The sequence below is a fragment of the Paenibacillus turicensis genome (assembly GCF_017873435.1).
In the GTDB taxonomy this organism is placed as follows: domain Bacteria; phylum Bacillota; class Bacilli; order Paenibacillales; family Paenibacillaceae; genus Fontibacillus; species Fontibacillus turicensis.
In genome coordinates this window covers 142,263-169,085 of the sequence record NZ_JAGGKG010000005.1, presented here as the reverse complement: position 1 = coordinate 169,085, position 26,823 = coordinate 142,263, and the positions used below count along the sequence as shown (strand labels likewise).

26 protein-coding genes are annotated in these 26,823 nt (G+C 38.0%); 14 read left to right on the top strand and 12 right to left on the bottom strand.

Annotated elements, in window-relative coordinates; translation table 11 throughout:
• Positions 1 to 17 precede the first annotated feature (17 nt).
• The 3 genes from glmS to J2Z32_RS07365 are packed head-to-tail and all read left to right on the top strand — an operon-like array spanning position 18 to position 4,391.
• Complete coding sequence (glmS, locus tag J2Z32_RS07375) at positions 18 to 1,850, top strand: glutamine--fructose-6-phosphate transaminase (isomerizing) (RefSeq protein WP_210088538.1); 1,833 nt, start codon at positions 18 to 20, stop codon at positions 1,848 to 1,850.
• A gap of 31 nt (positions 1,851 to 1,881) precedes the next feature.
• A complete protein-coding gene (locus J2Z32_RS07370) occupies positions 1,882 to 3,432 on the top strand; it encodes a hypothetical protein (protein ID WP_210088537.1) in 1,551 nt (516 codons plus the stop codon).
• Complete coding sequence (locus J2Z32_RS07365) at positions 3,429 to 4,391, top strand: nucleoside-diphosphate kinase (RefSeq protein WP_210088536.1); 963 nt, start codon at positions 3,429 to 3,431, stop codon at positions 4,389 to 4,391. The genes J2Z32_RS07370 and J2Z32_RS07365 overlap by 4 nt, the downstream gene beginning before the upstream one ends.
• Before the next feature lie 128 nt (positions 4,392 to 4,519).
• Here the strand turns inward: J2Z32_RS07365 and J2Z32_RS07360 are convergent, their stop codons facing one another.
• Both J2Z32_RS07360 and J2Z32_RS07355 read right to left on the bottom strand, forming a co-directional pair.
• A complete protein-coding gene (locus tag J2Z32_RS07360) occupies positions 4,520 to 5,113 on the bottom strand; it encodes a DedA family protein (RefSeq protein WP_210088535.1) in 594 nt (197 codons plus the stop codon).
• 259 nt (positions 5,114 to 5,372) lie between these two features.
• A complete protein-coding gene (locus J2Z32_RS07355; RefSeq protein WP_210088534.1) occupies positions 5,373 to 6,041 on the bottom strand; it encodes a cysteine hydrolase family protein in 669 nt (222 codons plus the stop codon).
• Between the two features lie 119 nt (positions 6,042 to 6,160).
• Between J2Z32_RS07355 and J2Z32_RS07350 the strand changes: the two genes are divergently transcribed.
• Positions 6,161 to 6,784, top strand: coding sequence for an NAD(P)-dependent oxidoreductase (locus tag J2Z32_RS07350; protein ID WP_210088533.1), 624 nt, complete (start codon positions 6,161 to 6,163; stop codon positions 6,782 to 6,784).
• A 105-nt stretch (positions 6,785 to 6,889) separates the two neighbouring features.
• Here the strand turns inward: J2Z32_RS07350 and mnhG are convergent, their stop codons facing one another.
• From mnhG to J2Z32_RS07315, 7 genes are read right to left on the bottom strand one after another with little or no spacing between them, the layout of a single operon-like run.
• Positions 6,890 to 7,342 carry a monovalent cation/H(+) antiporter subunit G gene (mnhG, locus tag J2Z32_RS07345; protein WP_425342983.1) on the bottom strand — a complete coding sequence of 151 codons (453 nt, stop codon included), beginning with the start codon at positions 7,340 to 7,342 and terminating at the stop codon, positions 6,890 to 6,892.
• The gene (locus J2Z32_RS07340; protein ID WP_342453933.1) at positions 7,317 to 7,595 is read right to left on the bottom strand and encodes a Na(+)/H(+) antiporter subunit F1; all 279 of its coding nucleotides are present in this window, start codon (positions 7,593 to 7,595) and stop codon (positions 7,317 to 7,319) included. The genes mnhG and J2Z32_RS07340 overlap by 26 nt, the downstream gene beginning before the upstream one ends.
• Positions 7,595 to 8,074, bottom strand: coding sequence for a Na+/H+ antiporter subunit E (locus J2Z32_RS07335; protein WP_210088530.1), 480 nt, complete (start codon positions 8,072 to 8,074; stop codon positions 7,595 to 7,597). Before J2Z32_RS07335 ends, J2Z32_RS07340 begins: the two co-directional genes overlap by 1 nt.
• Before the next feature lie 12 nt (positions 8,075 to 8,086).
• Complete coding sequence (locus tag J2Z32_RS07330) at positions 8,087 to 9,562, bottom strand: Na+/H+ antiporter subunit D (protein ID WP_210088529.1); 1,476 nt, start codon at positions 9,560 to 9,562, stop codon at positions 8,087 to 8,089.
• Complete coding sequence (locus J2Z32_RS07325) at positions 9,555 to 9,893, bottom strand: Na(+)/H(+) antiporter subunit C (RefSeq protein ID WP_210088528.1); 339 nt, start codon at positions 9,891 to 9,893, stop codon at positions 9,555 to 9,557. The genes J2Z32_RS07330 and J2Z32_RS07325 overlap by 8 nt, the downstream gene beginning before the upstream one ends.
• Position 9,894: 1 nt before the next feature.
• Positions 9,895 to 10,317, bottom strand: coding sequence for a Na(+)/H(+) antiporter subunit B (locus J2Z32_RS07320; protein ID WP_210088527.1), 423 nt, complete (start codon positions 10,315 to 10,317; stop codon positions 9,895 to 9,897).
• Positions 10,304 to 12,715 carry a Na+/H+ antiporter subunit A gene (locus J2Z32_RS07315; RefSeq protein ID WP_210088526.1) on the bottom strand — a complete coding sequence of 804 codons (2,412 nt, stop codon included), beginning with the start codon at positions 12,713 to 12,715 and terminating at the stop codon, positions 10,304 to 10,306. Before J2Z32_RS07315 ends, J2Z32_RS07320 begins: the two co-directional genes overlap by 14 nt.
• A gap of 124 nt (positions 12,716 to 12,839) precedes the next feature.
• Here J2Z32_RS07315 and J2Z32_RS07310 point away from each other — a divergent pair, with 124 nt between their 5' ends.
• Complete coding sequence (locus J2Z32_RS07310) at positions 12,840 to 13,526, top strand: universal stress protein (RefSeq protein WP_210088525.1); 687 nt, start codon at positions 12,840 to 12,842, stop codon at positions 13,524 to 13,526.
• 60 nt (positions 13,527 to 13,586) lie between these two features.
• Here J2Z32_RS07310 and J2Z32_RS07305 read toward each other — a convergent pair whose 3' ends face one another.
• The 3 genes from J2Z32_RS07305 to J2Z32_RS07295 all read right to left on the bottom strand — a co-directional run bounded on the left by J2Z32_RS07305 (position 13,587) and on the right by J2Z32_RS07295 (position 17,917).
• The gene (locus J2Z32_RS07305; protein ID WP_210088524.1) at positions 13,587 to 14,150 is read right to left on the bottom strand and encodes a tyrosine-type recombinase/integrase; all 564 of its coding nucleotides are present in this window, start codon (positions 14,148 to 14,150) and stop codon (positions 13,587 to 13,589) included.
• A gap of 397 nt (positions 14,151 to 14,547) precedes the next feature.
• Positions 14,548 to 16,776 carry a GH92 family glycosyl hydrolase gene (locus J2Z32_RS07300; protein WP_210088523.1) on the bottom strand — a complete coding sequence of 743 codons (2,229 nt, stop codon included), beginning with the start codon at positions 16,774 to 16,776 and terminating at the stop codon, positions 14,548 to 14,550.
• A 31-nt stretch (positions 16,777 to 16,807) separates the two neighbouring features.
• Positions 16,808 to 17,917, bottom strand: a complete 1,110-nt coding sequence (locus J2Z32_RS07295) for a GntR family transcriptional regulator (RefSeq protein ID WP_210088522.1) — start codon at positions 17,915 to 17,917, stop codon at positions 16,808 to 16,810.
• Positions 17,918 to 18,290: 373 nt separating this feature from the next.
• Here J2Z32_RS07295 and J2Z32_RS07290 point away from each other — a divergent pair, with 373 nt between their 5' ends.
• From J2Z32_RS07290 to J2Z32_RS07250, 9 genes are all read left to right on the top strand, one after another.
• Complete coding sequence (locus J2Z32_RS07290; protein WP_210088521.1) at positions 18,291 to 19,880, top strand: extracellular solute-binding protein; 1,590 nt, start codon at positions 18,291 to 18,293, stop codon at positions 19,878 to 19,880.
• 80 nt (positions 19,881 to 19,960) lie between these two features.
• The gene (locus J2Z32_RS07285) at positions 19,961 to 20,896 is read left to right on the top strand and encodes an ABC transporter permease (RefSeq protein WP_210088520.1); all 936 of its coding nucleotides are present in this window, start codon (positions 19,961 to 19,963) and stop codon (positions 20,894 to 20,896) included.
• 15 nt (positions 20,897 to 20,911) lie between these two features.
• Complete coding sequence (locus J2Z32_RS07280) at positions 20,912 to 21,805, top strand: carbohydrate ABC transporter permease (RefSeq protein ID WP_210088519.1); 894 nt, start codon at positions 20,912 to 20,914, stop codon at positions 21,803 to 21,805.
• Positions 21,806 to 21,842: 37 nt separating this feature from the next.
• Complete coding sequence (locus J2Z32_RS07275; RefSeq protein WP_210088518.1) at positions 21,843 to 22,604, top strand: ThuA domain-containing protein; 762 nt, start codon at positions 21,843 to 21,845, stop codon at positions 22,602 to 22,604.
• Between the two features lie 84 nt (positions 22,605 to 22,688).
• Positions 22,689 to 23,429, top strand: a complete 741-nt coding sequence (locus tag J2Z32_RS07270; RefSeq protein WP_210088517.1) for a Bax inhibitor-1/YccA family protein — start codon at positions 22,689 to 22,691, stop codon at positions 23,427 to 23,429.
• Positions 23,430 to 23,628: 199 nt separating this feature from the next.
• Positions 23,629 to 24,780, top strand: a complete 1,152-nt coding sequence (locus tag J2Z32_RS07265) for a cysteine desulfurase family protein (RefSeq protein ID WP_210088516.1) — start codon at positions 23,629 to 23,631, stop codon at positions 24,778 to 24,780.
• Between the two features lie 69 nt (positions 24,781 to 24,849).
• Complete coding sequence (locus tag J2Z32_RS07260) at positions 24,850 to 25,368, top strand: PRC-barrel domain-containing protein (protein WP_210088515.1); 519 nt, start codon at positions 24,850 to 24,852, stop codon at positions 25,366 to 25,368.
• 13 nt (positions 25,369 to 25,381) lie between these two features.
• Entirely contained in the window at positions 25,382 to 25,591 is a 210-nt protein-coding gene (locus J2Z32_RS07255; RefSeq protein WP_210088592.1) for a hypothetical protein, read from the top strand.
• A gap of 144 nt (positions 25,592 to 25,735) precedes the next feature.
• On the top strand, positions 25,736 to 26,800 hold the full coding sequence (locus J2Z32_RS07250; protein ID WP_210088514.1) for an AI-2E family transporter: 1,065 nt from the start codon (positions 25,736 to 25,738) through the stop codon (positions 26,798 to 26,800).
• The last annotated feature ends 23 nt before the right edge of the window (positions 26,801 to 26,823 follow it).

Below are 26,823 nucleotides of genomic sequence, written 5' to 3'. Positions count from 1 at the left end.
CATGGGAGAGGTAATATATGTGTGGAATTGTAGGGATAATTGGTGAGGAAAACACACTTACAAAGACAGTACACGCTTTAAGAAAACTTGAATATAGAGGATATGATTCCTTTGGTTTATCAACGATACAGAATAGTAAGATAACCTACGTCAAGGGAGTAGGTTCTATTAGTGAACAGGATGAAAATGGTTTTTTTAAGCAACATCCTGAGTCAAACATTTCAATAGCCCATACAAGATGGGCAACTCACGGAAAGGTATCTATTGAAAATTGTCATCCCCATCAATCTTATAATGATAAATTTTCATTGGTTCATAATGGCGTTATTGAGAATTACCTTGAGTTAAAGAAAGAGTTAGCACAACAAGGAGTAGTTTTTAATTCTGAGACAGATACAGAAGTTATTGTTCACCTACTAGCTAAGCATTACGAAAAGACAAAAGATCTTTTAGAAAGTATTGTCCTAACAAATAGTAGACTTGAGGGCAACTATGCTTATGTTTTTACTACACTTTTTGATACTTCCGTAATCTATGGAACTTGTTCTGATAGCCCATTATGCGTCGGTAATCATGATAACCTATCAATCATTGCCTCAGATCAGTTGGCGATATCTATAATTACTAACCAAATGGTATTTTTATTGAACGGAGATATCGTAAGAATTAACGCTAACGCATTAGAAATCTATAACACACAGGAATTGGGACGTGGTCCTGTTATTCGAGAAAGAGTGGAAATAATGGAGGTAAACACAAGTAATGAGAAGGAAGATTATTCTCATTATATGCTTAAGGAACTTCATGAGGGACCTTCAGCGATAAATGCAATTAACAATTTATCATCGGATACAATTGAGGCAATCACATGTGATATGCTGGACAAGCAAGTAGCTATCGTAGGAGCTGGCAGTTCTAATTATGTTTCGCAGATTGGTCAATACTTTTTCCACTCCTTGGCAAATGAATATGCTATCAGTCATCCTGCTGATGAAATGATTCATGTAGTTCAGCCAAAAAACAAGCATCATTTGATAGCGATTTCACAATCGGGTGAAACTTTTGATACTCTTCAAGTTGTAAAATTATTTCGTCAAGCAGGTGCCACGGTTACTGCCATTAATAACGTAAGTAGTTCATCTTGTCAGCGTTTAGCAAACTATACTCTTTTCCAAGGAGCTGGTGTTGAAGTATCAGTATTAAGCACAAAGTCTGTGATTAGTCAGACAATGGCATTATATAGATTAGCACTTGAGTTAGGAAAAATTAAAAATTTCCTAACAGAGGAGCAGTATATAAAGTTTAAAGAGGAATCTTTGTCTTTGCCAAAGGTATTAAAGCAATTATTTATTCAAACAGAGGAAGCAATCAAAATGCTTGCTGTTTATCATAATGGTGTAGAAAATTGGTTCTTTATTGGTAGAGGAATACTATACCCAGTTGCTATGGAGAATGCGTTAAAATTTAAGGAAGTCTCTTACATTCATGGCGAAGGGGTATCAGCAGGTAGTTTGAAGCATGGTATGCTCTCACTTATTGATGAGAACTTCTATACAATCGCATTTTTGCCAAATAAGAAACTTAATTCATTGAAATATCAGTATACACTCTCTAACATTTCGGAAATTCAAGCTAGAGGTGGCAAGGTGATTGTGTTTGGAAGTGAGTTTGAGGAATCTATTGATTTAAATGACATCTATTCTTACATCAAACTTCCTTCAATTAATGAGTACCTTGATTCTATTATACATCTGGTTGCAGGTCAGCTATTTGCCTATTATACAGCAGAATCGCTTGGTCGCAACATTGATAAGCCACGATCTTTAGCAAAGGCGGTAACGGTAAGGTGAGATTACTGTTCACAGAATTGGGGGATTCTAATTGGATCATAATTATAGACAACTTTATAATAAGGTCATAAATACAAAAAACCAGAGTTTGTCTTATTATAATAGCCATTCTCTTTTAAACAAATTAGCAACTCATATTGTTACAAAATGTTTGAGTAAAACTGAGCTATTGACTATTCATTTGCTACTAGATGCACATGACTTTCGAATCATTGGTGACTATTTATTTGCACTAAATAATAGAAGTGATCCTTCTTTTAAATCGTGTATTGAATCTTTATCTAAGGGCTCGATTTCATACTTTGAATATCAGTTTATGAAATATCAAATTTACTCAATTGATAAAAAACGCTCACTTAAATTTGTAAAGCGTTTAGACCAGTTATTTGATACAGGTATAGGACAAGAAAAGGATGTTCTGGTCTATGTAGAGAATGAATCTGATAAGGAGACTGTAGAAGGTTTATTTTTGGCTACAGGTGGAGATTTGAGTGGCTATTTTGATGCCCAATTTGATCTTCCTGGGATAAATTCTTTGGTTAGGGCTGGATTAGTAAAGAAAGTTTACTTAAATAAAAAACGTGCTGTCATAACAAAGAGAAATAATCCTAATAAGCAGGGAAGGTTTCTGAATGAACAAAGAATGGTAGTCGCATTAAAAGAAAAGTTGCTTACAGATGAAGAATTAAATCAGGTATATATTAATCCAAATGCTTCATTTAATATTCTATCCCCGAATATTGTAATTGCAGACAATGAAGAATTAAAATTTTACTCTGTATCTAATTATGTGGAAGGACCTACTTTAGAAGAAGTACTTTTAAATGAAAGTAATTTTGTTGTAAGACGAAATATTCTTAAAGATATTCGAGAACTACTCGATTATTTATATGATAATGGTGTGCTATGGGGAGATATGGCTCCAAGAAATATTATTTTAAATCAACTTGATGGAAAAAGATACTATTCAATACTTGATTTTGAGAAAACTAAGATATTTGAGAATAGAATTTTGCACCAAGAAAGAATTGATCATTGCAGAGGTTATATGTGTATTGAAGAATTCGGAGCAGTATGCTCGAGAGAGGAAGTTGAGTATTGCTTTAGAGATTATTTTGATCCCTGTTCTTGGGATACTAATTCAAGTGATCCTGTTACTTTTAAAATGAAAAACGATTTTATAGAAATACTATCGAATCGAGGGGTGGATGTATCAATAGGTAATTATAACAGACTTGAACTTGAAATGATGGAAATCAGGTTCCCATTGCCTGTCTCTAACGTTGCAAAAAGACATCCCTTATATGTAAGTTTTAAGATTGATCATTATATTGGTCCGGAATATGACAGAAAAACAAGTGAAATTTTGCTTGAAGCTAAAAAGAAGGGCTGTTTTATTGAGATACTTGATTTATTTGAATTAGAACTGCAAAACTTTGAGGTTAATCTGATTGAACGAGAATTTTTAGCGCTATCTATTTCTAGATATTCAAGCGAAGAAGAAACTCATGCTGAAAAAAGATTGAAATTGCTGGTAGACTCACTTTATAAGGTTTTTCAACTGCAGGCGAAGAAGCAATGATAATGAAAGCATTCACCTATTCTCATGAAATGACTTCTATTAACGTGCCAGAATTTTTAAGCTATTTACCTGAAAAAAGAATGTTATATGCAATGGATACCTATTTTAGGGAGAGTTGGGAGGATTTTTCACAACACTTTGGGGATCCGAAAACAATTGTTAGTAATCTTGCAGTTATAGTTTTTAAACCAGAGGCTATTGCTGGTCGAAAAATATTGGAAAGTCTCGATTTTTTAAAACAATATGGTTTTTATCCTTTGGCTGCGAAGTCCTATATAAATAGTCGTCATATCTATAGAGAACTTTGGAGATACCAGTGTAATCTAGTTAAAAGGGAACAATTAGATATAATGGATCTAATTAGTGATACGAAGTCTCTTTTAGTAGTATTACGCCTAGATCATAATAGTGAATTTCCAGCTTCTGAAATTTTAAGTGCAATAAAAGGCCCAGCCAATCCAACGTTAAGAAAACCTGAACATCTAAGATCTATGCTAGGACAAACAAACAAGTTGCTTAACTTTATTCATACATCCGACGAGCCAATTGATATTATTAGAGAATTAGGTATTTGTTTTGATTACCAAGATCGTAATTCCCTCTTTAAGGAAATTGAGAAGGGAAACAATTATGAAACCCCTCTTAGAGAATTAGTTAGTTCACTCTATGAGACTTATTCCTTTTATGATTTTAGCGCACGTAGTATTTTCTCAATTTATAATGACATCACTAAAAAATGTGCCTCAGATCCTATCTTAATCTCTGAAATAACAGAATTTATGCGGAATATTAAAAATGACACCAATTGGCGTAATATACTTAATTGGCTTAATGAAAGAAATATTCCATTGAGTGACTGGGATAAAATTCAACTTATTACTAACGGTAAAGATTTTCTGCCACTTGATGGTATAAAAAGAGTCTTCCCTGTTCAAAGAGATGTACAATTATTATTTTAAACATTCCAATGTATGAGGGTTGAACTTTTAAAATCTATGCGATTTTTGTCCATCATTTTTGGTTCATATGAAGAAGTGACCCTCACAGGCTTAGAGTTGGTCACTTCTTTTTTCGAGCAAACCTACGCTTAAGCAGGCTTCCTCTTCATTTGCTTTACAATCACATACAAGCCAAATGCAACAACAAATACGGTTGCAGCAGGAATGATATAAGGTTTAACGAGTTCGTCTACATTTTCCCATTGATGCCCTAAACTAAATCCTAGGTACACGTACAGTGCAGTGATGGGTAACATTGCAAAAAAGGTATATAAGCTAAACTTAAACACATTCATTTTTGCAATTCCACATGGGATAGAAATTAGTGTTCTCACTCCAGGGACAAAACGTCCATAGAAAGCAACGCCATTTCCGTATTTTTCAAAGAACTTGTCGGAAGAATCCAAGTGATGAGGACGAATGAAAAAGTATTTTCCATACTTCTCAATAAACGGTCTACCCCCATATCGACCAAGCGCATACAATGTTAATGGTCCAAAGGTTCCCCCGATTGTTCCAGCTAAAATGGTTAGATACAAATTTAAATCTCCGAGATGCACCCAATAGCCAGCTAGTGGGAGAACGATTTCAGCAGGCACAAATTCAAAGGACAACGCGAGCACGATCCCTGCATATGATAAATCCTTAAAAAAAAGTATGAAATCCATAATCCATTCCGTCATAGAGCCCTCCAAGCATCAAAAAATTATAGTGTTAAAGATAACAGAGAATCGTTACCTCTCGAACAATAGATTAACAATCACCAGTGAACTTGTCAAAATTGTTGGTTTTGTGAAATTGTCTATGATAATTTTTTATAAATAATATTTATGGGGGTGGTACAGAAATGTCTGATAGCGACAGGAGTGATAGGCGTCGTTTCATTGCTTTTCCGTATACTCAAATAGAGTAGGGATAAGTGCGTCATCATACGATGAGGTGCTATTTTTGCGTTCTGTTTTTACAATTTAATTTATTTATAATTTCATTTGATTCCAAAACAGATACCCCAATGTTTCTCATTTCTTCGAACCCTTTTTCATAAACACCAGATATAGCATCTCCTGTCATCACTACCTTCAAATCTCTTTCACTCGCTTCATACATACTTGTTCGAGGACAATTAGGGAAGTTACATCCAGCAAAAATTAAAGTGTCAATCCCTTTTTGGATAAGGAATTCCTCCAGATCTGTTTGGTAGAAAGCTCCCCATCTTGGTTTATACATAGCCCAGTCATATTCTCCTAGTTGTTGAAACTCACCATTTAGAAGTAAATCTCCACGAAGAGGGGGACAAGGGTCTGGCTTGATTTCGTTGACGAGTTCAGCACCGTCTGTATCTGGAATAACAAAATGGAATCCATTTTCTATCATTTCTCGACGACAAAGATCGGCGTTGGTGCCATCTGGCTTATACAATCGAATGACGTGAATAATTGGGCGCTTTGCTGTACGAAATGCATCAACAAGCTGCTTCATTTTTGGTAAAATTTCAGCAGTTCCTGGTACTTCCGCCTTAGAACCGACTACAGAGAAATCATTTTGAGTATCAATTGTAATTAATACACTACGTTTCCAATTCGGTTCAATATAACGTGTCAATATGACCATCCTTTCGATTAACATAAGGTTAAATATATTATACTAAACAACATAGTGTAAACTAAAGGTTAAGACTACAACGCTAGAGAGAACAATTAGAATGTCTACTAGTCAGGAGGTTATAACTTTTGAATCTTTTAATCTTAGGCGGAACAGGCCGAGTGGGGAGTAAAATTGTGTCCTATGCACTTCATGATGGACATCAAGTGACGGTATTAGCACGAACACCAGAAAAGCTTGAATTCAATCATGATGGGAACTTGAAGGTCATTCAGGGAAATGTTTTAAATCAAAATGATATTATGGATGCGATGCGTGGTATCGACGTGGTTATTAGCGCACTCAATACAGATGGGACAACTACCCTAACGGGTAGTATGCCTTTGATTATAAATGCAATGGAGCAAGAAGGAATACAACGAATAATTACTGTAGGAACCGCAGGTATCCTGCAAAGTAGAACAACGCCAAACGTATTAAGATATCAATCAAGCGAGTCGAAGCGGAAATCTACCCGCGCAGCAGAAGAACATCATCGAGCTTACGAAATGTTGAGATCGTCAACTCTGGATTGGACGATTGTGTGTCCGACGTATCTGCCAGATGGAGAAGGTGTTGGTCAATATCGAGTGCAGGCCAATTATTTACCAGAGGGTGGGTCTAAAATATCAGTGGTGGATACAGCGCAATTTGTTTACAGTCAAATAAATAATGCTGATTTTATCAAGCTACGTGTGGGGATCGCATACTAGTTTGAATAGGATTTGGTATAAAAAAACGAGCCTTAGTTGATTTTAAGACTCGTTTCGCTATTTATAATTGTTCTTTGATATCCCCACTATGTGATTGACTAAGACTTAAGTTTCAGATGTATGAAGCGAGGCTTCCTTATCTATCATTGAGATCGAAGACGCATCAAGTTTCACTACATCTTTCTCAACAGTACCTTGATCATCTTTGTTCATCCCATAATATTGTGCTAATTCATCTTCTACAGCTCCCGCCATGGGCACGTCGTTACGGTAAGCTGAACGACACAGCACGTGTGCAGCGACTGGAGCCGTCAGAAAGACGAAGAAAATACCTAAAATAAGACGAACGCTAAAAATGCCATCAGAAATCAGAAAATAAAGTAAGGTTCCTGCCAATGCACACAACACACCAAGAGTAGAACTTTTAGATGCCGCATGTGATCGAGTATAGACGTCAGGCAAACGGATGCCACCAATCGCACTGATTAAGCTAAAGATGGCTCCAACTAAAATGAGAATTGCGCCAACTGCTTCACCGCTTCCGCTCAATGACAACACCCCTTTCGATAAACCTTGCAAAGGCAATTGTCCCGATAAATGACAGAATTCCGATTAGCAATATAAGGTCAAAGAAAGCTTGGGTATGAAATAATACAGAATAGGCAGCGATGCTAGCAATTAAATTGATGCCGATGGAGTCAAGGGCTTGCACACGATCCGCACCAGAAGGCCCCTTCACCACCCTGTACATGTTCGCAAGGATGGAGAGCATCAATATACCTAAAGCGATACGTAATATAGTTTCAAATATCATTTTCGCGTCACATCCTTTATCGCTTTTTCAAATACAGAGATTGACTTAATGACAGAGTCCTTAGATTCAGGCAAATTTAGACCATGAATATAAAGGATCTTAGAATCGGGAGTAAGCTCCATCACAACTGAGCCCGGTGTCAAACAAATTAGCAAGGAGAGTAATGTTACCTCTAAGCTTCCCTCTAAATCCGTTTCAGCCTTGAAAATTCCTGGTGTGACATCAACCTTAGGTCTTAGTACATGCTTCATCACCATCATGGAGGAGGTAATTAACTCATGAATGAAGATGATGAATAGCTTACCAATTGCAGCAAGCGTAAATATATAAAAGCGATCCTTAAAAAATCGTCGAGTACATAATAAAATGAACAAACCTACAAAATAACCGCTAATAAAATTTATAATGCTGACATCGTCTTGTAGAAACATCCACAAGCAAGCAATAAATATATTAAGAAGTACTTGAATGGGCATCGTATCCCTCCTTTACTTAAACACTGCGTTAATGTATAGACTAGGATTAAGCAACTCATTGGCAGCTTGAGCGACATGGTCTGCGATTCCTTCAGCACCAAGGCCTAAAGCTAGACTTACACAGGTTAAGAAGATAATGGGGAACAATAAGCCTTTAGCATTGCCCTTTAACTCATCTTCATTCAGCATTTTATCGCCCCAGAACGCATTCATAAACAGCTTAATCATCGAATAGAGGATGCCTAAGCTGGCGACTAAGCCAATCGCACCAAGCCAGAAATAACCAGATTCAAAAGCGCCACGTGTTATAAATACTTTACCCAGAAAACCGCTCAGAGGTGGAATACCTACCATAGATAAAGCAGCAATTAAAAACATCCAGCCAAGCATCGGCTTTAGACGAATTAAACCACCAATCTCCTTCAAGCGGCTAGTGCCTGTGAGATGAATAATTGTGCCACCGATTAGAAATACAAGAGCCTTGATTACCATATCGTGAAGTAAATAATAGATGGAGCCCATCGTACCATTTGTGGTAAAGGCTACAAAACCAACCATAATAAATCCAACACTAATGACCACATTATAGGTAAGGATGTTCCGTAGATCCCAATAGCCAATCGCCCCAATGGCCCCCAAAATCATCGTGGCAGCTGCTAAAATACCGATAGTCAGATGTGTGATTTGTGGTTCATGATAAAAAATGAGAGTAAACATCCGAAAAATCGCATAGATCCCTACCTTGGTCAATAAGGCAGCAAAAACAGCGGAAACCGCAGTAGGAGGTACGCTATAGGAGCCGGGTAGCCAGAAGAAAAGCAGAAGGCCCGCTTTTAGTGCAAACACAATTAGGAATAATAGTGCCACTGTCGTAATTAACCCATCCTGACCGACCTCTGCGATACGTAGCGATAGATGTGCCAGATTTAGTGTGCCTGTGATGGAATATAGATAAGCTACGCCCATCAGGAAAAAGGCAGATGAGATAATGTTTGTAAAAATATATTTTAGTGACTCTCGAAGCTGCTTTTGACTGCCACCTAAAGTGATCATGATATAGGAAGCAACTAAAAATACTTCAAAAAATACGTATAAGTTAAATAAATCCCCTGTTAAGAATGAACCATTCACGCCGGTAATTAAAAATAAAAACAAAGGATAAAAATAAAGCTTTTCTTGCCGTCGTTCTGTAGAGGAAAAGGCATAAAGTAAACAACCGATTGCAACTACGGAGGTGGCAAGTAGAAGCAAGGCGCTAAACATATCAGCGACAAAGCTAATCCCAAATGGCGCTTCCCAGCCGCCAAGCTGTAAGGCTTGAATCCCGCCATTACTCACGCGACTGACTAGCATTACAGCAACGACAGTAGTTAAGCATAACGCAATCAGACTAAGCGTGCGTTGAAGATAAATACTTTTTTGAAAAATGATCAGGGCCATTCCCGCTAATAAAGGGATAACGACCGGAGCAATTAATAAATTATTCATACTCATTTCCCCTTAACTGTTCCATGTCATCACTCCCGAAGCTTTGATAAGCACGATAACCTAGAACTAATACTAATGCGGTGACCGCAAAGTTGATTACGATCGCCGTCAGAATTAAGGCTTGTGGGATCGCATCCGTAAATTGCTGTGTTCTCTCACTCAGCAAGGGAGCTGAACCTGTCTTGAGACCACCAGAGGTAATGAGCAACAAGTTAACAGCGTGGCTGATGAGAGAAGCTCCAAGTACAATTCGTAGCAGCCGTCTGGATAAAATCAAATAGGTTCCGATTGATACAAGTACGCCAACCAACAAAATAATTAGAGTCTCCATATCAGCGGTCCTCACTTATACTTAAAATAATATTTACCGCAGTACCAATTACCGCTAAAGCAACTCCAGTGTCGAACACCATAGCTGACGCAAGCTCTGTATCTCCGAAAATCGGTAAGTTTACATGCCCAAACGTTTGGGTTAGAAACGGTTGACCATAGACGATACTAACAAGACCTGTACCTACGGCGATAAATACGCCAACAGCAGCAAGCTTTTTGAAGTCGACAGGAATATTTTCCCGAACCTTCTCAATTCCAAAGGACAAGTAAAGGAGTACAATTGCTGCCGCAGTACTCAATCCACCGATGAAGCCACCACCGGGCTGATGGTGACCACTCATAAACAGATAGATGGAAAAGGTGAAAATAATAAATACGGCTACACGCGTTACCGTTTGTAAAATAACATTATTCGGTTTCATCCTGTTTCCTCCTTTTTGAGCGTTGATGGATTAGAACATATACACCCAATCCTGCAATCGTTAGAACAGAGATTTCAAGCATTGTATCAAATCCACGGAAATCAACTAAGATTGCATTGACTATATTTTTAGCACCAGCTAGCTCATAGGCTCTTTCGAAGAACGCTGTAATAGGCTCAAACAATTTGTGACCATTCGCAGATAAAGCTAGCAAGGTGACGGTTAAGCCAACAGAAATTGAAATGATGAGATTACTCAGCTTGAACGGTATACGCTCGATATCCTTTTTGAGTTTTGGCAAATGATAGAAGCAGAGTAGGAAAAGCACGGTAGTTACTGTTTCTACAACCATTTGTGTTAAGGCTAAATCAGGCGCTCTGAAGATAACGAAAAACATGGACACCATATAACCAACAGCCCCTAAAGCAACGATCGCTACTACACGATGATTCGTAAGTAAGACTGTTAATGCTGCTATCAGCATCACTAGTACAAGTCCAGCATCAAATAATGTAATGCTTGCATCGTTAGAGAAATCGAATTTAAGTCCGTAGTTCAATAGAAGTGAGCCTAATAGCAACATGACAAAGAAAGAAAAAATATAGCTTAAATAATGTCTTAATGAACCTGTCATATAACGGTTAGTTAGCGAAGCAGCTCTCTTTTCCATACTAGGAAGTGCTTTGTTAAATAGATGATTTAAAGTTAGCGTTTGTGGATAATTACGGAAAAGTCGAATCCAACGTTTTGCTGTTCTAAATAGTAGGAAACCAAGCACAACTACGCCAATCGTCATCAGCAATTCAGTATTTATGCCATGCCATGCGCTAATCTTTAGATCAGTAGAAGAGATTGGCATCATTGGCAAAACTGAGGTTAAAGCAGGAATTAAAATGTACTTTCCAAGTACATTTGGGAAAAAGAAGGTTAACACGACAAACAAGCACAGCACGATCGGTGCAAATAACATACCAAATGAAGCCTCATGTACTTTACGCGTTAACTTCTCAGGGTGGAATTTCCCACCAAACGTTTTGAATACAAAAATCATACAGTATACAAACGTAAATACGCTGGCTATCCAAGCGATGACAGGGAATATTAAACCTAAACGATCTAGACCAAATGCGCTAACATGCGTTAGCTCTGTCATTGCGGCAAAAAACATTTCTTTACTTAGAAAACCGTTAAATGGCGGTAATCCAGCCATTGAAAAGGCACCAACCATCGCAATGGTAAATGTCACTGGTAACACCTGCATTAACCCACTTAAATAACGAATATCCCGTTTTCCTGTCTCATGGTCAATAATTCCTACGACCATAAACAAGCTTCCTTTAAAGGTAGAATGATTAAATAGATGGAACAAGGCAGCGAAGGTCGCCACAGTAAAGAGACTACCCTTTTCGCCAGGACCAAAATACACGGCAAGTGAACCTACACCAAGCAAGCTCATAATTAAGCCCAATTGACTAATCGTTGAGTAAGCAAGCAATGCCTTTAAATCGGTTTGACGTAATGCAGATAAAGAGCCATAGAGTAGTGTAATCACACCAACACCAGCTACAAGCCAAAACCATACGGAGCTCCCCCCAAAGATCGGGGTTGTGCGAGCAACTAAATAAATACCTGCTTTCACCATCGTCGCAGAGTGCAGGTAGGCACTAACCGGCGTGGGTGCTTCCATCGCATCAGGTAACCAGATGCCAAACGGAAATTGTGCAGATTTCGTAAAAGCTCCCAGCAGGATACACAGCATAGCAGGAATAAATAAAGCATGATTCTGAATCACGTCCACTTGGGCAATGATTTCCCGAATGCTGTAAGTATCAGCCATCATAATTAGCATTATAAATCCGGCAAGCATACCGAATCCGCCAATTACAGTAATGAGCATGGCTTTTAAGGCACCCTGACGCGAGCTCTTACGCTCATACCAATACGCAATTAATAAGAAAGAGGACACACTCGTTAACTCCCAGAATCCATATAAAACTAGAAGGTGATCAGAGAATACGAGTCCCAGCATTGCTCCCATAAATAGAAGCAAATAGACATAAAACTGATGAAGTGCCTCACGGGTTTTAGACATATAAAAAATGGAGTAAATAATAACTAGTACCCCAACACCTGAAATGAGTAAACCAAACAGTAAGCTTAATCCATCCACATAAGTAACGATATTAATACCAAGAGTCGGAATCCAGGATAAAGTATATTGGTACGTTTCACCCGCCGCAATCGAAGGTATATATTGAAGTAAATAGATCAATATGAATAAGGGGGCGAGTAATACGAACCACCCTGTATGTACAAGGCGATTGAGATATTTATACAAAAATGGTACAAGTATGGCGCTTAAAAATGGAAGAAAAATGAAAATAAAAAATATAGCCAAGCGACCTCCTCCTTACTTTACAATAATGTTGTCCTGTTGTTGACTCTTTATGAAACTTCAATTATAGTCTTACGTAGTTTAATTTAACGATCTACTATTTAACCCTGAGGTGAAGTATTAAAAAATGGATATTACAATGATGAATGAAAGTATTCTTGTCTGCGTTTATTATGGACCTAACGGCGAAAGACTAATCAAACGCGGTTGTAAAATTGCGAATATGATGAAGGCTCCCCTTTACATTTTAACGATTGATCCCAAGCCCTTTGACGAGCTGGATGCCGAGAAAATATTTTATATCGAAAAATGGAAAGAATATGCAAACTCTCACAGTACAGCACAATTTATTATGAAAGATAATGAAAGTCGTCCTGTCACAAAAATTATTGCTGAAGTTGCTAGAGAAAAAGATATTACGCAAATTATTTTAGGTCAGACGGCACAAAGTCGATGGGAGCAAATTACTAAAGGCTCCATTGTTAATGCTTTGGTGCGTGAAATTCCTTTTGTTGATCTGCACATCATTTCGGTCTCCCGCTATATTCGTGATGGCGAAGGGATGTACAGAAATGGAACACGTGCTTACTTGATTAAGGAAGATCAGCATTATAGATTAAGCTTTAATCATGAAAAGGATACGGAATTTGAAGGCATCTTCTTTAAAGAAGTTGATACGGATTTTGATAATGGAATTTTCCGTTTTATGAAGGATGCCGAAACTTTGCAGGTCCTGGTTGACGATGGAATCGTCACTGAACTAAAAAACGTAGAAATTGATACCGCATTGGGTCTGGAAGACACCGATGAATAATTAGGACCACATATATAGAATGTATTTAATACTCTCCAATTTAATTAGGAGGGTATTTTTTTATAAATTCACATCTACTTTAATAGGCAAATCTGCATTCTTGTCAATTCCTAAATACTTCAAGGTTTCCGAAGTGGAGTGGTGATTCAAAACGGATTTAATAATTGAAATGGCAATACCTCTTTGGTACGCATGATAGCCAAATGTTTTGCGAAGCGTATGCGTGCCAATCTTTTCTGTAATTCCTACCTCCCTTGCCGAATGGTTAATAATACGGTATGCCTGTTGACGGGTGATGGGGCGACGATCCTTTTTCGATTTAAATAAATAATCATCTTCGCTCCAGTCCTCGCTAGATAAATACTCAATCAGGATTTGCCGGATTTTGCTATTTAAATAATACGCCTTCTCTTCCCCAGCGTGTGCATCCTTTAAGTAAAGGAACTGCTTTGGCTGCTGACCATCCCAGACGTCTTGTATCGTTAGGTTCAGCATATCAAGAAGACCAATTCCAGTGTTGATTCCGAGTACAAACAGCAACACATCTCTGAGTGATTGCTTTCTCAGTACTTGCTTCATGGCTTGTATCGTTTCAATATCTCGAATCGGATTTACATATTGCACAAAATATCCCTCCCGACATGTTACTTAATAATACATTAACATACATTGAGTAACATCACAATTGAAAAAAACGTTTTTTTAGATAAACAGGCTAGGGCGTGTCTAAAAGTCAGCAGGGAGTAGATATTGGCGAATTTTCGCTTCATACAAGGCACTTTTTCGCAGGCTTACCGGGGTAAGTCAAGGAAAAGTAACGCAGTAGGAGGCGAAAAGGCGGGAATAGATGACCCTGAGTGAGTTTTCAGACACGCCCTAGTATGTATTTGTAATTTGGTGTGCCAAAAATATAGTTGAGGAAGGCATAAAAAAGGATAGTGAAATAGGAATTAACCTATTTTCACTATCCTTTTTGTTCTCACTCATTCATTCTAAATACATTTCATTTTAAATAAATAACTTAGCTCAATACTATGTTATCTTCAATCGTACTTTTCTTTTTCTTTGAGATCGAAAACGGAAGATCTTCCTCTTTATAGCTTCGATAGGTGGGTGCAAGCCCCAGCGTGAAGTTTAATGATTTACCTTCTATAATATCATCATGCGTAATAAACAACTTATTATATTGCTCCCCATTTAAAGTGAGCTTACTAACAAAGTTAGATTGAGGATTGTTATTATCGGTACTAATATACATTTCCTTGCCGTTTGGTAGCTCAATCGTAATGCTATCGAATAACGGAATACCAAGCACATACTCTTTACTTCCAGGGCAGACTGGATAAAAGCCCATCGCGCTAAACACATACCAACCCGACATGCTGCCATTGTCCTCATCACCAGGGTAACCACTAAACCCATTATGAAATAAATGAGTCATGATTTGCTTGACGACAATTTGCGTGGACGCAGGTTGCCCTACGTAATTAAATAAATAAGGAATATGGAAGCTTGGCTGGTTCGAGATAGCCACTTGACCAAAATCAACAGCTGCCATTTCGCTCATCTCATGAATTTCAAAGCCGTAACCTAACACATCATAGTGGGGAGGTGTATTGCACAGGTCAGTGATCTTTTGAAAAAACTGCTCCTGCGAACCGTAAGCCTGAACTAATCCTCCAAAATCATGAAAGACCGCAAAACTATTTTGCCACGCACTACCTTCAGCATAATCCTCGCCCCATGTAAAATGGTTAAAATCTGAACGGAATTTACCTTGACTATCCTTTGCCCGCATAAAACCGGTATTTGGATCAAAGATGTTACGGTAATTGAGGGCACTTTTACGATAATGCTCTGTCACTTGTTCATTGCCCAGCACTTCCGCTACAACACTAATACAATAGTCGCTATATGCGTAGTCAAGCGTATGATTAACGCTTTCATGATAGTGGTTTGGAACATAACCATATTTAATATAATCTAAAGTACCTCGTCTACCGTAGCAATCTTGCTCACTTTGCGTTGTTGCTCCCGTTAACATAGCTGTTAGCAATTGGGGCATGAGCTTCATTCCGATCCCTTTGGATGCCGCGTCGGCTATCACTGCGTCTATGAGTGTGCCTGGCATAATACCACGTTCATCTGGCGATAACCATTTTGGCAAAAATCCTGTTTCAAGGTAACTGTTCAAATATCCTTCTAGCATTTTCTCATATTCTTTTGGCGCGATGATGGAATACAGCGGATATACCGTCTTATATGTATCCCAAAATCCATTGTTTGTGTATAATACTCCCTTTTTAACGGCTTTTGCTGTTGTATTATAATGAATAGGTTGCATCTGATCGTCTAGCTCATAAAACTTTTGTGGAAATAGGAACATTCGGTACAAACAATTGTAAAAGGTTCGTATATATTGCTCATTTGAATGCGTTACTTTTATTTTATTTAAATAATGATTCCAGTTGTTAGCCGCTTGGTCTTTAAACGTATCAAAGGTGACATTTGCCTCCCGGCTATAATTAAGCTCTGCTTGCTCTAAGCTAATAAAAGACGTAGCCAGCTTCACCTCTAGTAGGTCTTGTTCGCAATCTTTAAATCGGATAACAACATGCTGATCAAGCCCACTGATGTCCTGTTCATTACATAGCAGTCCGTCCACATCATAGTAACCAGAGCTATCTAAATCGATCTCCTTACTAAATTGCATCACGACATACATCTTAAATTGATCATCATGACAGCCTGAGAAATTACTAACATAACCTGTGACCCGACGCCCTGTAGCATCGATATGAAATTCACTACGATTTTTAATATTTAATACAAATCCTGCTTGCTGCCTTGAATTGTATTTGATCTGTAATGCAGCACCATAAGTAGAAGGGACAAGCTCTGTGACAATATTATATCGTTGCTGCTTCACCTTAACGTAATGTGGTTTGAAAATTGCTTCCTCAGGGCGATAAGAGCTTTGACAAGAAAAGAGAGAGCCTTTAATTTTGTCGTCTGCAATGGGGGTCATCACAAAATGAGAGAAATCTCCCATCCATGGACTTGGCTGATGACTTAGACGTACCCCTTGAAAAACCCGATCATAGGGATTAAAAAACCAACTTCCCTCGTCACTGCTTTGGACTACAAAATGATTCATGCCAAACGGAACTGCTGTAACGGGTAATGTGTTGCCATTTGAAAATGTATATTTACTGTTGGTGCCTTGTCTAGTATCAATGTAATCTAGCATGTAAAACCTCCAACGTTTTTTAGAAACGGGTTTAAAGTTTTTTGACGGTCTGTCGCTCAATGAGCTTAACTGGGACAACTATATTTTTTTTAGGTAAATCCTTAGATAAGTCCTGTTGTTGGTTTTCAATCTCTGTAATTAGCTGTTGTGCCGCTAAATAACCCATTCTTTCAAAATCCTGAGAGATGGTTGTTAATTTAGGCTCAACATAGGTAGACAGATGAATGTTATCAAAACCAACGATGGAAAAGTCCTTAGGAATGGATAAACCCATTTCCTTGGCAATTTGTATAATCTCGATCGCAATCAAATCATTTTCAGCAACAAGCCCTGTAATTCCTTGCTCCATAATGGACTGAATAAACTGCAAATAATAATCCCTGCCATTATCACTATCATGGGTTAAAAAACGTGCTGTTAAATCATGGACGCTGTAATCGATTAAGTTATGGTCATATAGTGCACTCAAATAACCAAAGTATCGCTCGCGAATAGAAGAAGAGGTTTCAACCTTCAACGAGGAGAGATAGGCAATTTTTTTATGGTTATTGTCAATTAAATGCTTGCAAGCCATATAAGCACCGTTCAAATTATCCGATACAACGGATGGAAACGGAATGCCATCAATCGTTTTGTCCATCGTAATCAGCGGGTATTTCAATAAGTGATATTGATATAACATACCTAGGTCTGAATTGCTGCTGACTGGGTACAAAATTAAACCCGAGTTTGAGCTTTGTAACGCACTTTGCAAAAGCTTATGTTGGCTAATTCTCGTATTCGACTGGATGTTTAATGTATAATCTGTTGTTGCTAAAAATTCATTAATGCCCTTTTCATAGTCACCAAGCCCGGGGTTATGCGTAAAGGGAAGAATAAGCAAAATTTCCTTACTTGCTTTTACTACTGGTCGAAGAAACGGTTGAACCTCATTTACAAAGCTCCCCTTTCCTTGGATTCGGTAAATTAAACCTTCATTTTCTAGCTCTGTTAAAGCTCTTTTTGAAGTAATACGGCTAACCTTAAATTGCTTCGAAATTTCAGCTTCGGTAGGAAGCTGGTCCCCAGGATGAAGCTCTCCTGAGTTCATCTTTTGCTTAAGTGTGTTTACAATGTGTTGATATAGAGGTATTTGTTCCATTTTTGATTCTCCTTGCAAATATGATATATCATATATTGATTATTTATGTCAAGTTTCATGGATGGTGTTTAAATTTGGATTATCGACAAACATTACGTTGAATATACGATAGATTTTGTTATTCAGCAATATAAATAAACACGATATATTAGTTGTTGTAGATTGAGAGCCTTAGCATCGTTTGTACTATTGCTTTACTACAAAATTAGTCAGAAAAAACAATGGCATAAGTTTGAAAAATAAAAAGGATTATGTATAAATTGTAAACGGTTTCTTTTCTTCGTTTATACCTCTTGACAAATAATATGGTATACCTCAAAATATGTTTTGTTTAGATATTTGATATACCAAATTACAGAGGGAGGTTGATCAAATGAATCATTTTAGAAAAAGAGGGCTTGCACTCATTAGTATTTTAGCATTGGTTTTAATTGTGACAGCCTGTGGTGGTAAAACAGAAGGCTCAAAAAATGATAATGGACAACAAACTGAAAATATGAAAGCGATATCAATGCTTAGACCTAGCTGGAATAATTTACGACCTGCATCTAAAGATTTATGGATGTGGAAGGAATACGAGAAAATGACAGGCATTAAGGTGGAGTGGGAAGAGCTTAGTGATATAGGAGAAAAGAAAAATGTCATACTTACCCGTAGCAAGCTACCAGATGCCTTTTACCAAGTGGATTGGAGTAATGGAGAGTTGTTGAAATATGGACAGCAGGGTCTCTTTATCCCGTTAGAGGATTTAATTAAAGAGCATGCGCCCAATTTGCAAAAATATATGGATGAGCATGAGGATGTGCGAAAAGGGTTAACGAGTGCGGATGGGCACATATATGCGACACCTTATCTTGATCCTTATCCAGAGGGAAATCGTACGATTCGTTTATATATTAATAAAAAATGGTTGGATAAGCTGAAGCTTGATGTGCCTAAGACAACGGCAGAGCTTGAACAAGCATTAAATGCGTTTGTTACCCAAGATCCAAACGGCAACAAGGTTAACGACGAACAAGGTTGGTATATGCCAAGTGGTTCTTTAGGCTGGACATTTGAACAAATGCTGATGGGTTCCTTTGGGATTGGCAATGGTGGACGTAAAGCACTAGGAAACTTTATTTATGTGGATGACAGCGATGAAATTCAGCTTACGATTATGTCTGATGGCTATAAAGAGCTTTTAAAGTATGAAAATCGTTTATATAAAAGTGGTGCCATTCATAAGCAATCTTTTAGTGGGATTGATTATGACAAATGGACCGCAGATGCGGCTAAGGATACGGTAGGTGCTTGGAATTGGGCGGCACCTGATTATATCGGACAACAAGTAAAGGATGACTTTGTTCCAATTAATGTGCTTGCAGGACCTGGGGGACATACTGCTTCACTAACAGATTCACAGGTTGCGGGTGCATCTAGCTTAGTCATTACGAAGGATGCCAAAAACCCTGCAATGATTCTTAAATGGGTGGATTATTTTTATAGTGAAGAAGGAAGTGTATTTGGTTATTTAGGGAAGGAAGGCGTCACCTACAACGTTGAAAATGGCAATAAAGTGTATATTGATGACATTTTAAATTATAAAGATGGGATTGGACTTGGTGCATTCCAATATGTAGATAACGTATATGGCGGGTATTTCCCTTATATTGAATTGTCGCCAGAAATTCGAGCAGCTGCAGGACGGCAGAAAGCGCCCCTGTATACTGACCTAAATGAGAATACATTACCACGTGTCATGTTGCCAGATCTGCCCGCAACGATTCAGGAAGCCAATGAATCCTCTTCAATTATTGCGGATATTGGAAACTACGTTGGGCAGATGCGAGTGGAGTTTGTGACAGGGACTAAGGATATTGATCAGGAGTGGGACAATTATATTGCTCAGCTTAAAAAAATGGGAGCAGAGAAGTATTTGGAAATTAAAAAGACACAATACAAGCGCTATAAAGACAGCTAATGCTTTAAAAGCGATAATCAGCCGATAGGGATAGGGGATTCTTAATGAATCTCCTATCCGTTTATAGAGAGGAGAATACTATGGGACGGCTTGTAGCGAGAAAGCATTTTACAAAGTCAAAGGGTCAAGCTGTGATGAGACACAAGTGGTTATACATTATGATGCTGTTGCCACTGGCCTCTTTAATTATTTGGAATTATATCCCGATGTATGGGGTTATTATTGCATTTAAGGACTACTCTCCAGCGTTTGGGATTTGGAATAGCCCTTGGGTGGCATTTAGTCATTTTGAGCGGTTTTTTAATGCTTTTTATTTTAAAGATGTCATTGTTAATACGTTAAGAATAAGTCTATATAGTCTGTTGGTGGGCGTTCCACTGCCTATCATTTTAGCGCTGATGTTTAACGAGCTTAGGAATAAGAAGTTTAAATCCATCGTTCAGACGATCTCATATATTCCAAACTTTATTTCAGTCGTTATTATTGTTGGGATGGTTATGTTTTTCACTTCACCCGTAGATGGCGTAATAAACTCCATCATTCAATATTTTGGTGGTACACCGATTGATTTTATTGGCAATCCCAATCTATTTGCGCATGTGTTTGTATGGTCAGGAATTTGGCAATCTGTTGGGTGGGGTACTTTGATTTATACAGCGGCGATGTCTGGGATTCCTCAAGATCAATATGAGGCGGCAGCGATTGAAGGGGCGTCACGATTGAAATGTATTTGGTATATTACGATTCCTGCAATCATGCCAACGATTGTGATTTGCACAATATTAGCGACAGGCTCTGTCATGTCTGTTGGATTTGAGAAGGTATTGCTGATGCAAAATGATGCAAATCTAGCCACGTCTGAGGTTTTATCTACCTATATGTATAAAGCAGGGATTTTAAATGCTGAATATAGCTTTTCCGCCGCTGTTGGACTGTTTAACAATTTAATTAACTTTATCGTGTTGTATTTGGTCAATAAATTTGCTCAGAAATTTAGCGAAACAAGTCTGTGGTAGGGAGGAGAAGCGCATATGCAATTTCAGTTAACAAAGGGCGATAAAATATTTAATTGGGCAAATATAATCATCGTAAGTATATTTACGCTACTTGTATTGTATCCACTATTATTTGTGGTGTTTGCTTCCCTAAGTGATCCACGACAAATTTTTGATGATGTTTTGCTGTTATGGCCAAAAGGATTTACACTTGATGGATACAAGCGTGTGTTAGGAAATACTGATATTTGGATGGGATTTAAAAATGCTGCGATATATACGGTGTTAGGGACAGCTGTGAACGTGGTGATGACGACACTTGCGGCATATCCGTTATCACGAAGAGACTTTAGAGGACGTCACGTTATCACGATTTTGTTTACGTTTACGATGTTTTTTTCAGGTGGCCTTATTCCTACGTATATCGTCAATCAATCTCTCGGTATTGTAAATACTGCATGGGTTATGATTATTCCTGGGGCAATTAGTGTATATAATATGATTATTATGCGTACGTATTTTCAGCAAAACATCCCGCTGGAGCTGGAGGAAAGCTCGTTTATCGATGGGGCAACCGATTTGCAGCTATTGCTTAAAGTTGTTCTTCCATTATCTACACCTATCATTGCCGTCATGATGATGTTTTATGGTGTAGGTAGATGGAATAGCTATTTTGATGCAATGATCTATTTGTCTGATCGCGAGTTATTTCCGTTACAGTTAATTTTACGAGAAATACTTGTGCAAAATCAGATGGGTGACTCTGTAAACCAAAGTATTATGAGCGCCAATCAGAGTGAAGTAAATGCACTTAAGCAGTCCATTAAGTATACTGTAGTCGTTATCTCAAGTGTTCCAGTGCTCATTTTTTATCCAATTGTTTCTAAATACTTTGAAAAAGGGATTATGGTTGGCGCGATTAAAGGTTAAATTGGTGATATAAATATAACAGCAAGGAGGCGTGTGCATGATTCGTGTAACGGTATGGAATGAATTTCGTCATGAGCAAAGTAACCCTGTCGTACAGGAAATGTACCCTGATGGGATTCATGGACAAATTGCTAACTTTTTAGTGGAAAGCGGACTACTCGCTAGTAGTGAACCTAAGGTTAATATGTCAGCCCAAGGACAATTTAAGGTAAGAACAGCCACCTTAGATGAGCCGGAGCATGGCTTGACACAGCAGGTGTTAGAGGAAACTGATGTTTTAATCTGGTGGGGGCACATTGCTCACAACGAAGTAGAGGATAGTATTGTAGAACGTGTGCAAAAGCGAGTTTTAGAAGGAATGGGCTTAATCGTACTTCATTCAGGACATTTTTCAAAAATATTTAAAAAGCTAATGGGCACCTCCTGTGATTTAAAATGGCGTGAGGACGGAAGAAACAGTGTAATTTGGAATGTGAATCCTAGTCATCCCATTGTTGAAGGCATTGGAGATTTTATTGAATTGGAGCAAGAGGAGATGTATGGGGAGCATTTTGATATCCCAACGCCTGATGAATTGATTTTTGTGAGCTGGTTCCCTGGTGGCGAAGTATTTAGAAGTGGTTGTACGTTTAGACGAGGCACAGGCAAAATCTTTTATTTCCAGCCTGGTCATGAAACATATCCAAGCTATTACAACGAAAAAGTGCAGCAGGTTATTAAAAATGCGGTAAAGTGGTGTGCGCCAACGCAAAACATAATGCCAACCTATGGCCATTTTGAAGCTAGACAAAATAGTTAGAAAAAATGATTAGAAAAATTTCCCTTACTAAATTCCTATATGTGGTATACTAGTTTTAAATTTCACAGTAAAGGAGAAATTTTTTTGATCGGACGTAGTGGGAATCCAACATTAAGAGAAAGAACCTTTGAAAGACCTGAGTCTTATCAAAGTGGCAACACGATGACATTAGGTGGTACGGTGAATAAATCTTTTATTACACTGATCATTTTGTTAGCTAGTGCATTTGCTACGTGGATGCGGTATTTTGAAGGTTATGAAGTCGTGCAATTAGCTTACATAGGCGGGATAGCGGCATTTGTTGTAGCATTAATTGTTTCTTTTGCTCCTAAGTCTTCACCATTTTTAGTTCCTGTTTATGCTGTTTTAGAAGGGATGTTTTTAGGCGCAATTTCAGCTACCTATGAATCACTTTTTGATGGCATTGTAATGAAGGCAGCTTTATTGACAGCTTGCGTATTTTTGGCGTTATTGCTCATTTATAAGTTTCAAATTATTAAAGCAACGGAAAACTTTAAGTTAGGTGTTTTTGCCGCTACTGGTGGTATTGCACTTGTATACTTAGCTTCCATGGTATTACGGTGGTTTAACATTGAAATGCCTTATTTACATGAAGGTAACTTGATTGGCATTGGCATTTCTGTTGTTATTGTTATCGTAGCCGCCTTAAACCTAGTACTGGATTTTGATTTCATTGAAAAAGGTGCTGAAAATGGTTCACCTAAATATATGGAATGGTACGGTGCGTTTGGTTTAATGGTTACTTTAGTTTGGTTGTACTTAGAGCTATTGCGCCTGTTAGCTAAAATTAATAGTCGTGATTAATCAATAAGTGATGTTTTAATTGACTTTTAATTAGATTTTATGAATAATGCAATTAAAGAAGTGCTTTGTAATAGGGCTGCCTTTATGTCTATTGTGACTTAGAGGACAGCCCTTTAAGTGCTGATTAAAATAAAAATAGGTTTTATTGATATAAAATGGTTTTTATTGTTATAATTTCAATTGAAGTGGGGATAATGAAATGGAACATATTTATTTAGACCACGCCGCTTCAACACCGGTTCATCCTGATGTTGCAGCCGAAATGGTAAAGGTAATGACAGACCATGTTGGGAATGCTTCTAGCATTCATGCTTATGGTCGTGATGTGAAGAAGCTAATCCAAAATGCGCGTGATGGTATCGCAAAAGTTGTAGACTGTTTGCCCGAAGAGCTTGTTTTCACAAGCGGAGGGACAGAAAGTGATAATTTAGCATTGTTTGGGGTTGCGACGGCTTTTGCCCATCAGGGTCGGCATATTATTACAACGCAAGCAGAGCATCATGCAATTTTACACGCCTGTGAGCAGCTAGAGGCAAAAGGGTACGAAGTTACTTATTTACCTGTAGATCATTATGGTCGCGTGGCACCTACGCAGGTGTTAGAGGCCATTCGAGAGGATACAATACTCATTAGCATTATGTACGCGAATAATGAGACGGGCACAATCCAACCCATCGAGGAGATTGGGAAGATTGCAAAGGAAAATGAAGTTTTATTTCATGTTGATGCAGTTCAGGCGATGGGAATTCTACCGATTTCCTGTAGTCAGCTCCCTGTAGATTTGATGAGTTTTTCTTCGCATAAAATGAATGGTCCTCAAGGGATTGGTGCACTATATGTTCGTCAAAAGCTACAGCTTACCCCATTGTTATTTGGAGGGTTGCAAGAAAAAAAACGACGTGCAGGAACTGAAAATGTTGCAGGTATTGTAGGTTTTGCTACAGCAGCACATATTGCATATCGCGAACAAAGTAACAAATACGAACATTATGAGAAACTACGTGCTTTATTTTTAGCTGAGCTGGATGAAAGAGTTGGACATGAGAGGTTTATCATTAATGGACATCCAGAGCATAGATTGCCTCACATTTTAAATATTAGCTTTCCTGATTGTGGAACAGAGACGATGCTTATGAACTTAGATATGGAAGGAATCGCAGTAGCAAGTGGTTCTGCTTGTACGTCAGGTTCTTTAGAGCCATCTCATGTTTTAAAAGCAATGAATTTGTCAGAAGAAACTTTATCGTCTGCGATTCGTTTTAGTATGGGAATGGGTAATACTACTGATAATATAAAATTTACGGCGCAAAAAATTGGAACCATCTTGGAGCGACTTCGTAATAAAAAATAATAGTTTACTTTTTGTGTTGGGGAGGAGGCTCTCAGTTTATATCGAATTTAGGATAAGGAGGACTAGCCTATGAGATTTCATGAAATGATCGGTTTACCTGTATATGATATAGAGACAGGTAAACGTGTTGGAAAAGTCCTCGATTTAATGTTAAACGATGAATGGGTTTTGCAAGGGATTTTATTAGAAAGAAAGCATCTTTTTTCTTCAACTAAAATCGTGTTATGGCAAGATATTGTAGCCTATGGCGAAGATGCTGTAATGATAAGTAATCAACAGGCGATCCATAAACAAGATGCCGACAACATAAACTTAACTTTTTTGACAGGCAAAGAGAAATTGAAAGAACTTTCCGTGTTAACCGAAGATGGAATAATGATTGGACATGTTAGTGATGTTTATTTTGACCAAAAAAAGGGAAATACAATTACAGGAATTGAAATCAGTGATGGATTTTTTGCCGATCTGATGGAAGGTAGAAAGATGCTGCCTTTATTACCGGGTATGTCAATGGGCGAGAACGTAATCATGGTGCCCTCTCTGAGTGAGCAGCGACTAGAGACACCCATGAATTATTCTGATGGATAGGTGATGTAATATGATGAAATGTCCAAACTGCAATTCCAAGGATATCGGTAAGATTGGTTCACATCAATTTTATTGCTGGGGTTGCTTTATCGAGCTAACTGTAAACGGCGAAAAAATGTCAGTTTATCAAGTCGAAGAAGATGGCACATTAAGTTCATTGGATGATTTGTTTTTTAATGAAAATTTACCGGAAGATTTTTCTTCTATTCAAGCATCCTCTTAATAAACATGATCATAAGCAATATATGAGAAGAGCGATCTTATTCACTTCAAAGTGAAGAGGTTGCTCTTTCTTTGTTTTTAAACATAAATCCCCTCTAATTAGCGCATACTTAGTTTTATCTTGTTCGTTAGGAGGGCGGAATGGATGCCTATACATAAAACTAAGCTCTTTCAGACTACCCTATGGATTTTATTAGCAATGCTTATTTTGTTTTTTGGCTGGATGCTACGTCCGATGTTTGGGCATGTCTATGATTTTTTCAAGGCGATTCTAGCCCCTTTTATCGTTGCTATGATTATTTCTTATGTACTCAATCCAATTGTAAGGACATTAGGAGGGCGAAAAGTTCCACGAACTATTGCGGTATTACTTATTTATGCGGTTTTCCTCGTCATAGTTGCTGTTATTTTAATCAACTTAATTCCGATGATTATTAAACAATTAGGCGAATTAGATGAGCACCTTCCTAAGCTCACTATGCACACCCAGCAGGTTATTAATGAAATTGATCATAGCAGTATGCCAGGTGGAATCCGCATGGGCTTAACGAATTGGTTTTTTGGTCTAGAGCAAAAGTTCGCCAAAGCGTTATCTGATTTCATGAATAATATTGGAGCAACCATTGAAATTGTGTTTAATGCATTTATTGTCCCGTTTCTTATTTTTTATATTTTGAAGGATTTTCAGTTTTTTGAAGATAAAATGATGCAATTTTTGCCTCGTGCACATCGCAAACCAATTGTTCGTTTGATGAAGGAAATCGATGATGCGTTAGGTAGCTATGTACGGGGACAATTGTTAGTTTGCGTCATAATCGGGATATTTGCCTATATTGGCTATATTATTATCGGGATGCCATTCGCACTGCTATTAGCAGGCGTTGTATCTATTTGTAACATCATACCTTATATTGGCCCCTTTCTAGGCGCTGCACCTGCCTTAGTGATGGCAGTAACGATGTCATGGAAGCAAGTTCTGCTGGTCATTGTTGTTAATTGTATCTGTCAAACGGTGGAAAGTAACATTGTATCGCCACAGGTGGTTGGGCGCAGCCTGCAGCTTCATCCAATGATGATTATATTTGCATTGCTTGTTGGTGGTGAAGTAGGTGGTGTAGTGGGGTTAATATTGGCAGTTCCTTTCTTCGCCGTATGCAAGGTTGTGATCCAGCATGTTTTTGTATATTATATTCGACGAAAGTCGGTGTAAATAAATAAAATTTTCCTTTAATA

What these genes read in the sequence shown, in the direction of transcription:
- glmS (WP_210088538.1), top strand. Translation starts at nt 18, where the DNA reads ATGTGTGGAATTGTAGGGATAATTGGTGAGGAAAACACACTTACAAAG.
- J2Z32_RS07365 (WP_210088536.1), top strand. Translation starts at nt 3,429, where the DNA reads ATGATAATGAAAGCATTCACCTATTCTCATGAAATGACTTCTATTAAC.
- J2Z32_RS07360 (WP_210088535.1), bottom strand. Translation starts at nt 5,113, where the DNA reads ATGACGGAATGGATTATGGATTTCATACTTTTTTTTAAGGATTTATCA.
- J2Z32_RS07355 (WP_210088534.1), bottom strand. Translation starts at nt 6,041, where the DNA reads ATGGTCATATTGACACGTTATATTGAACCGAATTGGAAACGTAGTGTA.
- J2Z32_RS07335 (WP_210088530.1), bottom strand. Translation starts at nt 8,074, where the DNA reads ATGCCCATTCAAGTACTTCTTAATATATTTATTGCTTGCTTGTGGATG.
- J2Z32_RS07330 (WP_210088529.1), bottom strand. Translation starts at nt 9,562, where the DNA reads ATGAATAATTTATTAATTGCTCCGGTCGTTATCCCTTTATTAGCGGGA.
- J2Z32_RS07325 (WP_210088528.1), bottom strand. Translation starts at nt 9,893, where the DNA reads ATGGAGACTCTAATTATTTTGTTGGTTGGCGTACTTGTATCAATCGGA.
- J2Z32_RS07320 (WP_210088527.1), bottom strand. Translation starts at nt 10,317, where the DNA reads ATGAAACCGAATAATGTTATTTTACAAACGGTAACGCGTGTAGCCGTA.
- J2Z32_RS07310 (WP_210088525.1), top strand. Translation starts at nt 12,840, where the DNA reads ATGGATATTACAATGATGAATGAAAGTATTCTTGTCTGCGTTTATTAT.
- J2Z32_RS07300 (WP_210088523.1), bottom strand. Translation starts at nt 16,776, where the DNA reads ATGCTAGATTACATTGATACTAGACAAGGCACCAACAGTAAATATACA.
- J2Z32_RS07295 (WP_210088522.1), bottom strand. Translation starts at nt 17,917, where the DNA reads ATGGAACAAATACCTCTATATCAACACATTGTAAACACACTTAAGCAA.
- J2Z32_RS07290 (WP_210088521.1), top strand. Translation starts at nt 18,291, where the DNA reads ATGAATCATTTTAGAAAAAGAGGGCTTGCACTCATTAGTATTTTAGCA.
- J2Z32_RS07285 (WP_210088520.1), top strand. Translation starts at nt 19,961, where the DNA reads ATGGGACGGCTTGTAGCGAGAAAGCATTTTACAAAGTCAAAGGGTCAA.
- J2Z32_RS07280 (WP_210088519.1), top strand. Translation starts at nt 20,912, where the DNA reads ATGCAATTTCAGTTAACAAAGGGCGATAAAATATTTAATTGGGCAAAT.
- J2Z32_RS07275 (WP_210088518.1), top strand. Translation starts at nt 21,843, where the DNA reads ATGATTCGTGTAACGGTATGGAATGAATTTCGTCATGAGCAAAGTAAC.
- J2Z32_RS07265 (WP_210088516.1), top strand. Translation starts at nt 23,629, where the DNA reads ATGGAACATATTTATTTAGACCACGCCGCTTCAACACCGGTTCATCCT.
- J2Z32_RS07260 (WP_210088515.1), top strand. Translation starts at nt 24,850, where the DNA reads ATGAGATTTCATGAAATGATCGGTTTACCTGTATATGATATAGAGACA.
- J2Z32_RS07255 (WP_210088592.1), top strand. Translation starts at nt 25,382, where the DNA reads ATGAAATGTCCAAACTGCAATTCCAAGGATATCGGTAAGATTGGTTCA.
- J2Z32_RS07250 (WP_210088514.1), top strand. Translation starts at nt 25,736, where the DNA reads ATGCCTATACATAAAACTAAGCTCTTTCAGACTACCCTATGGATTTTA.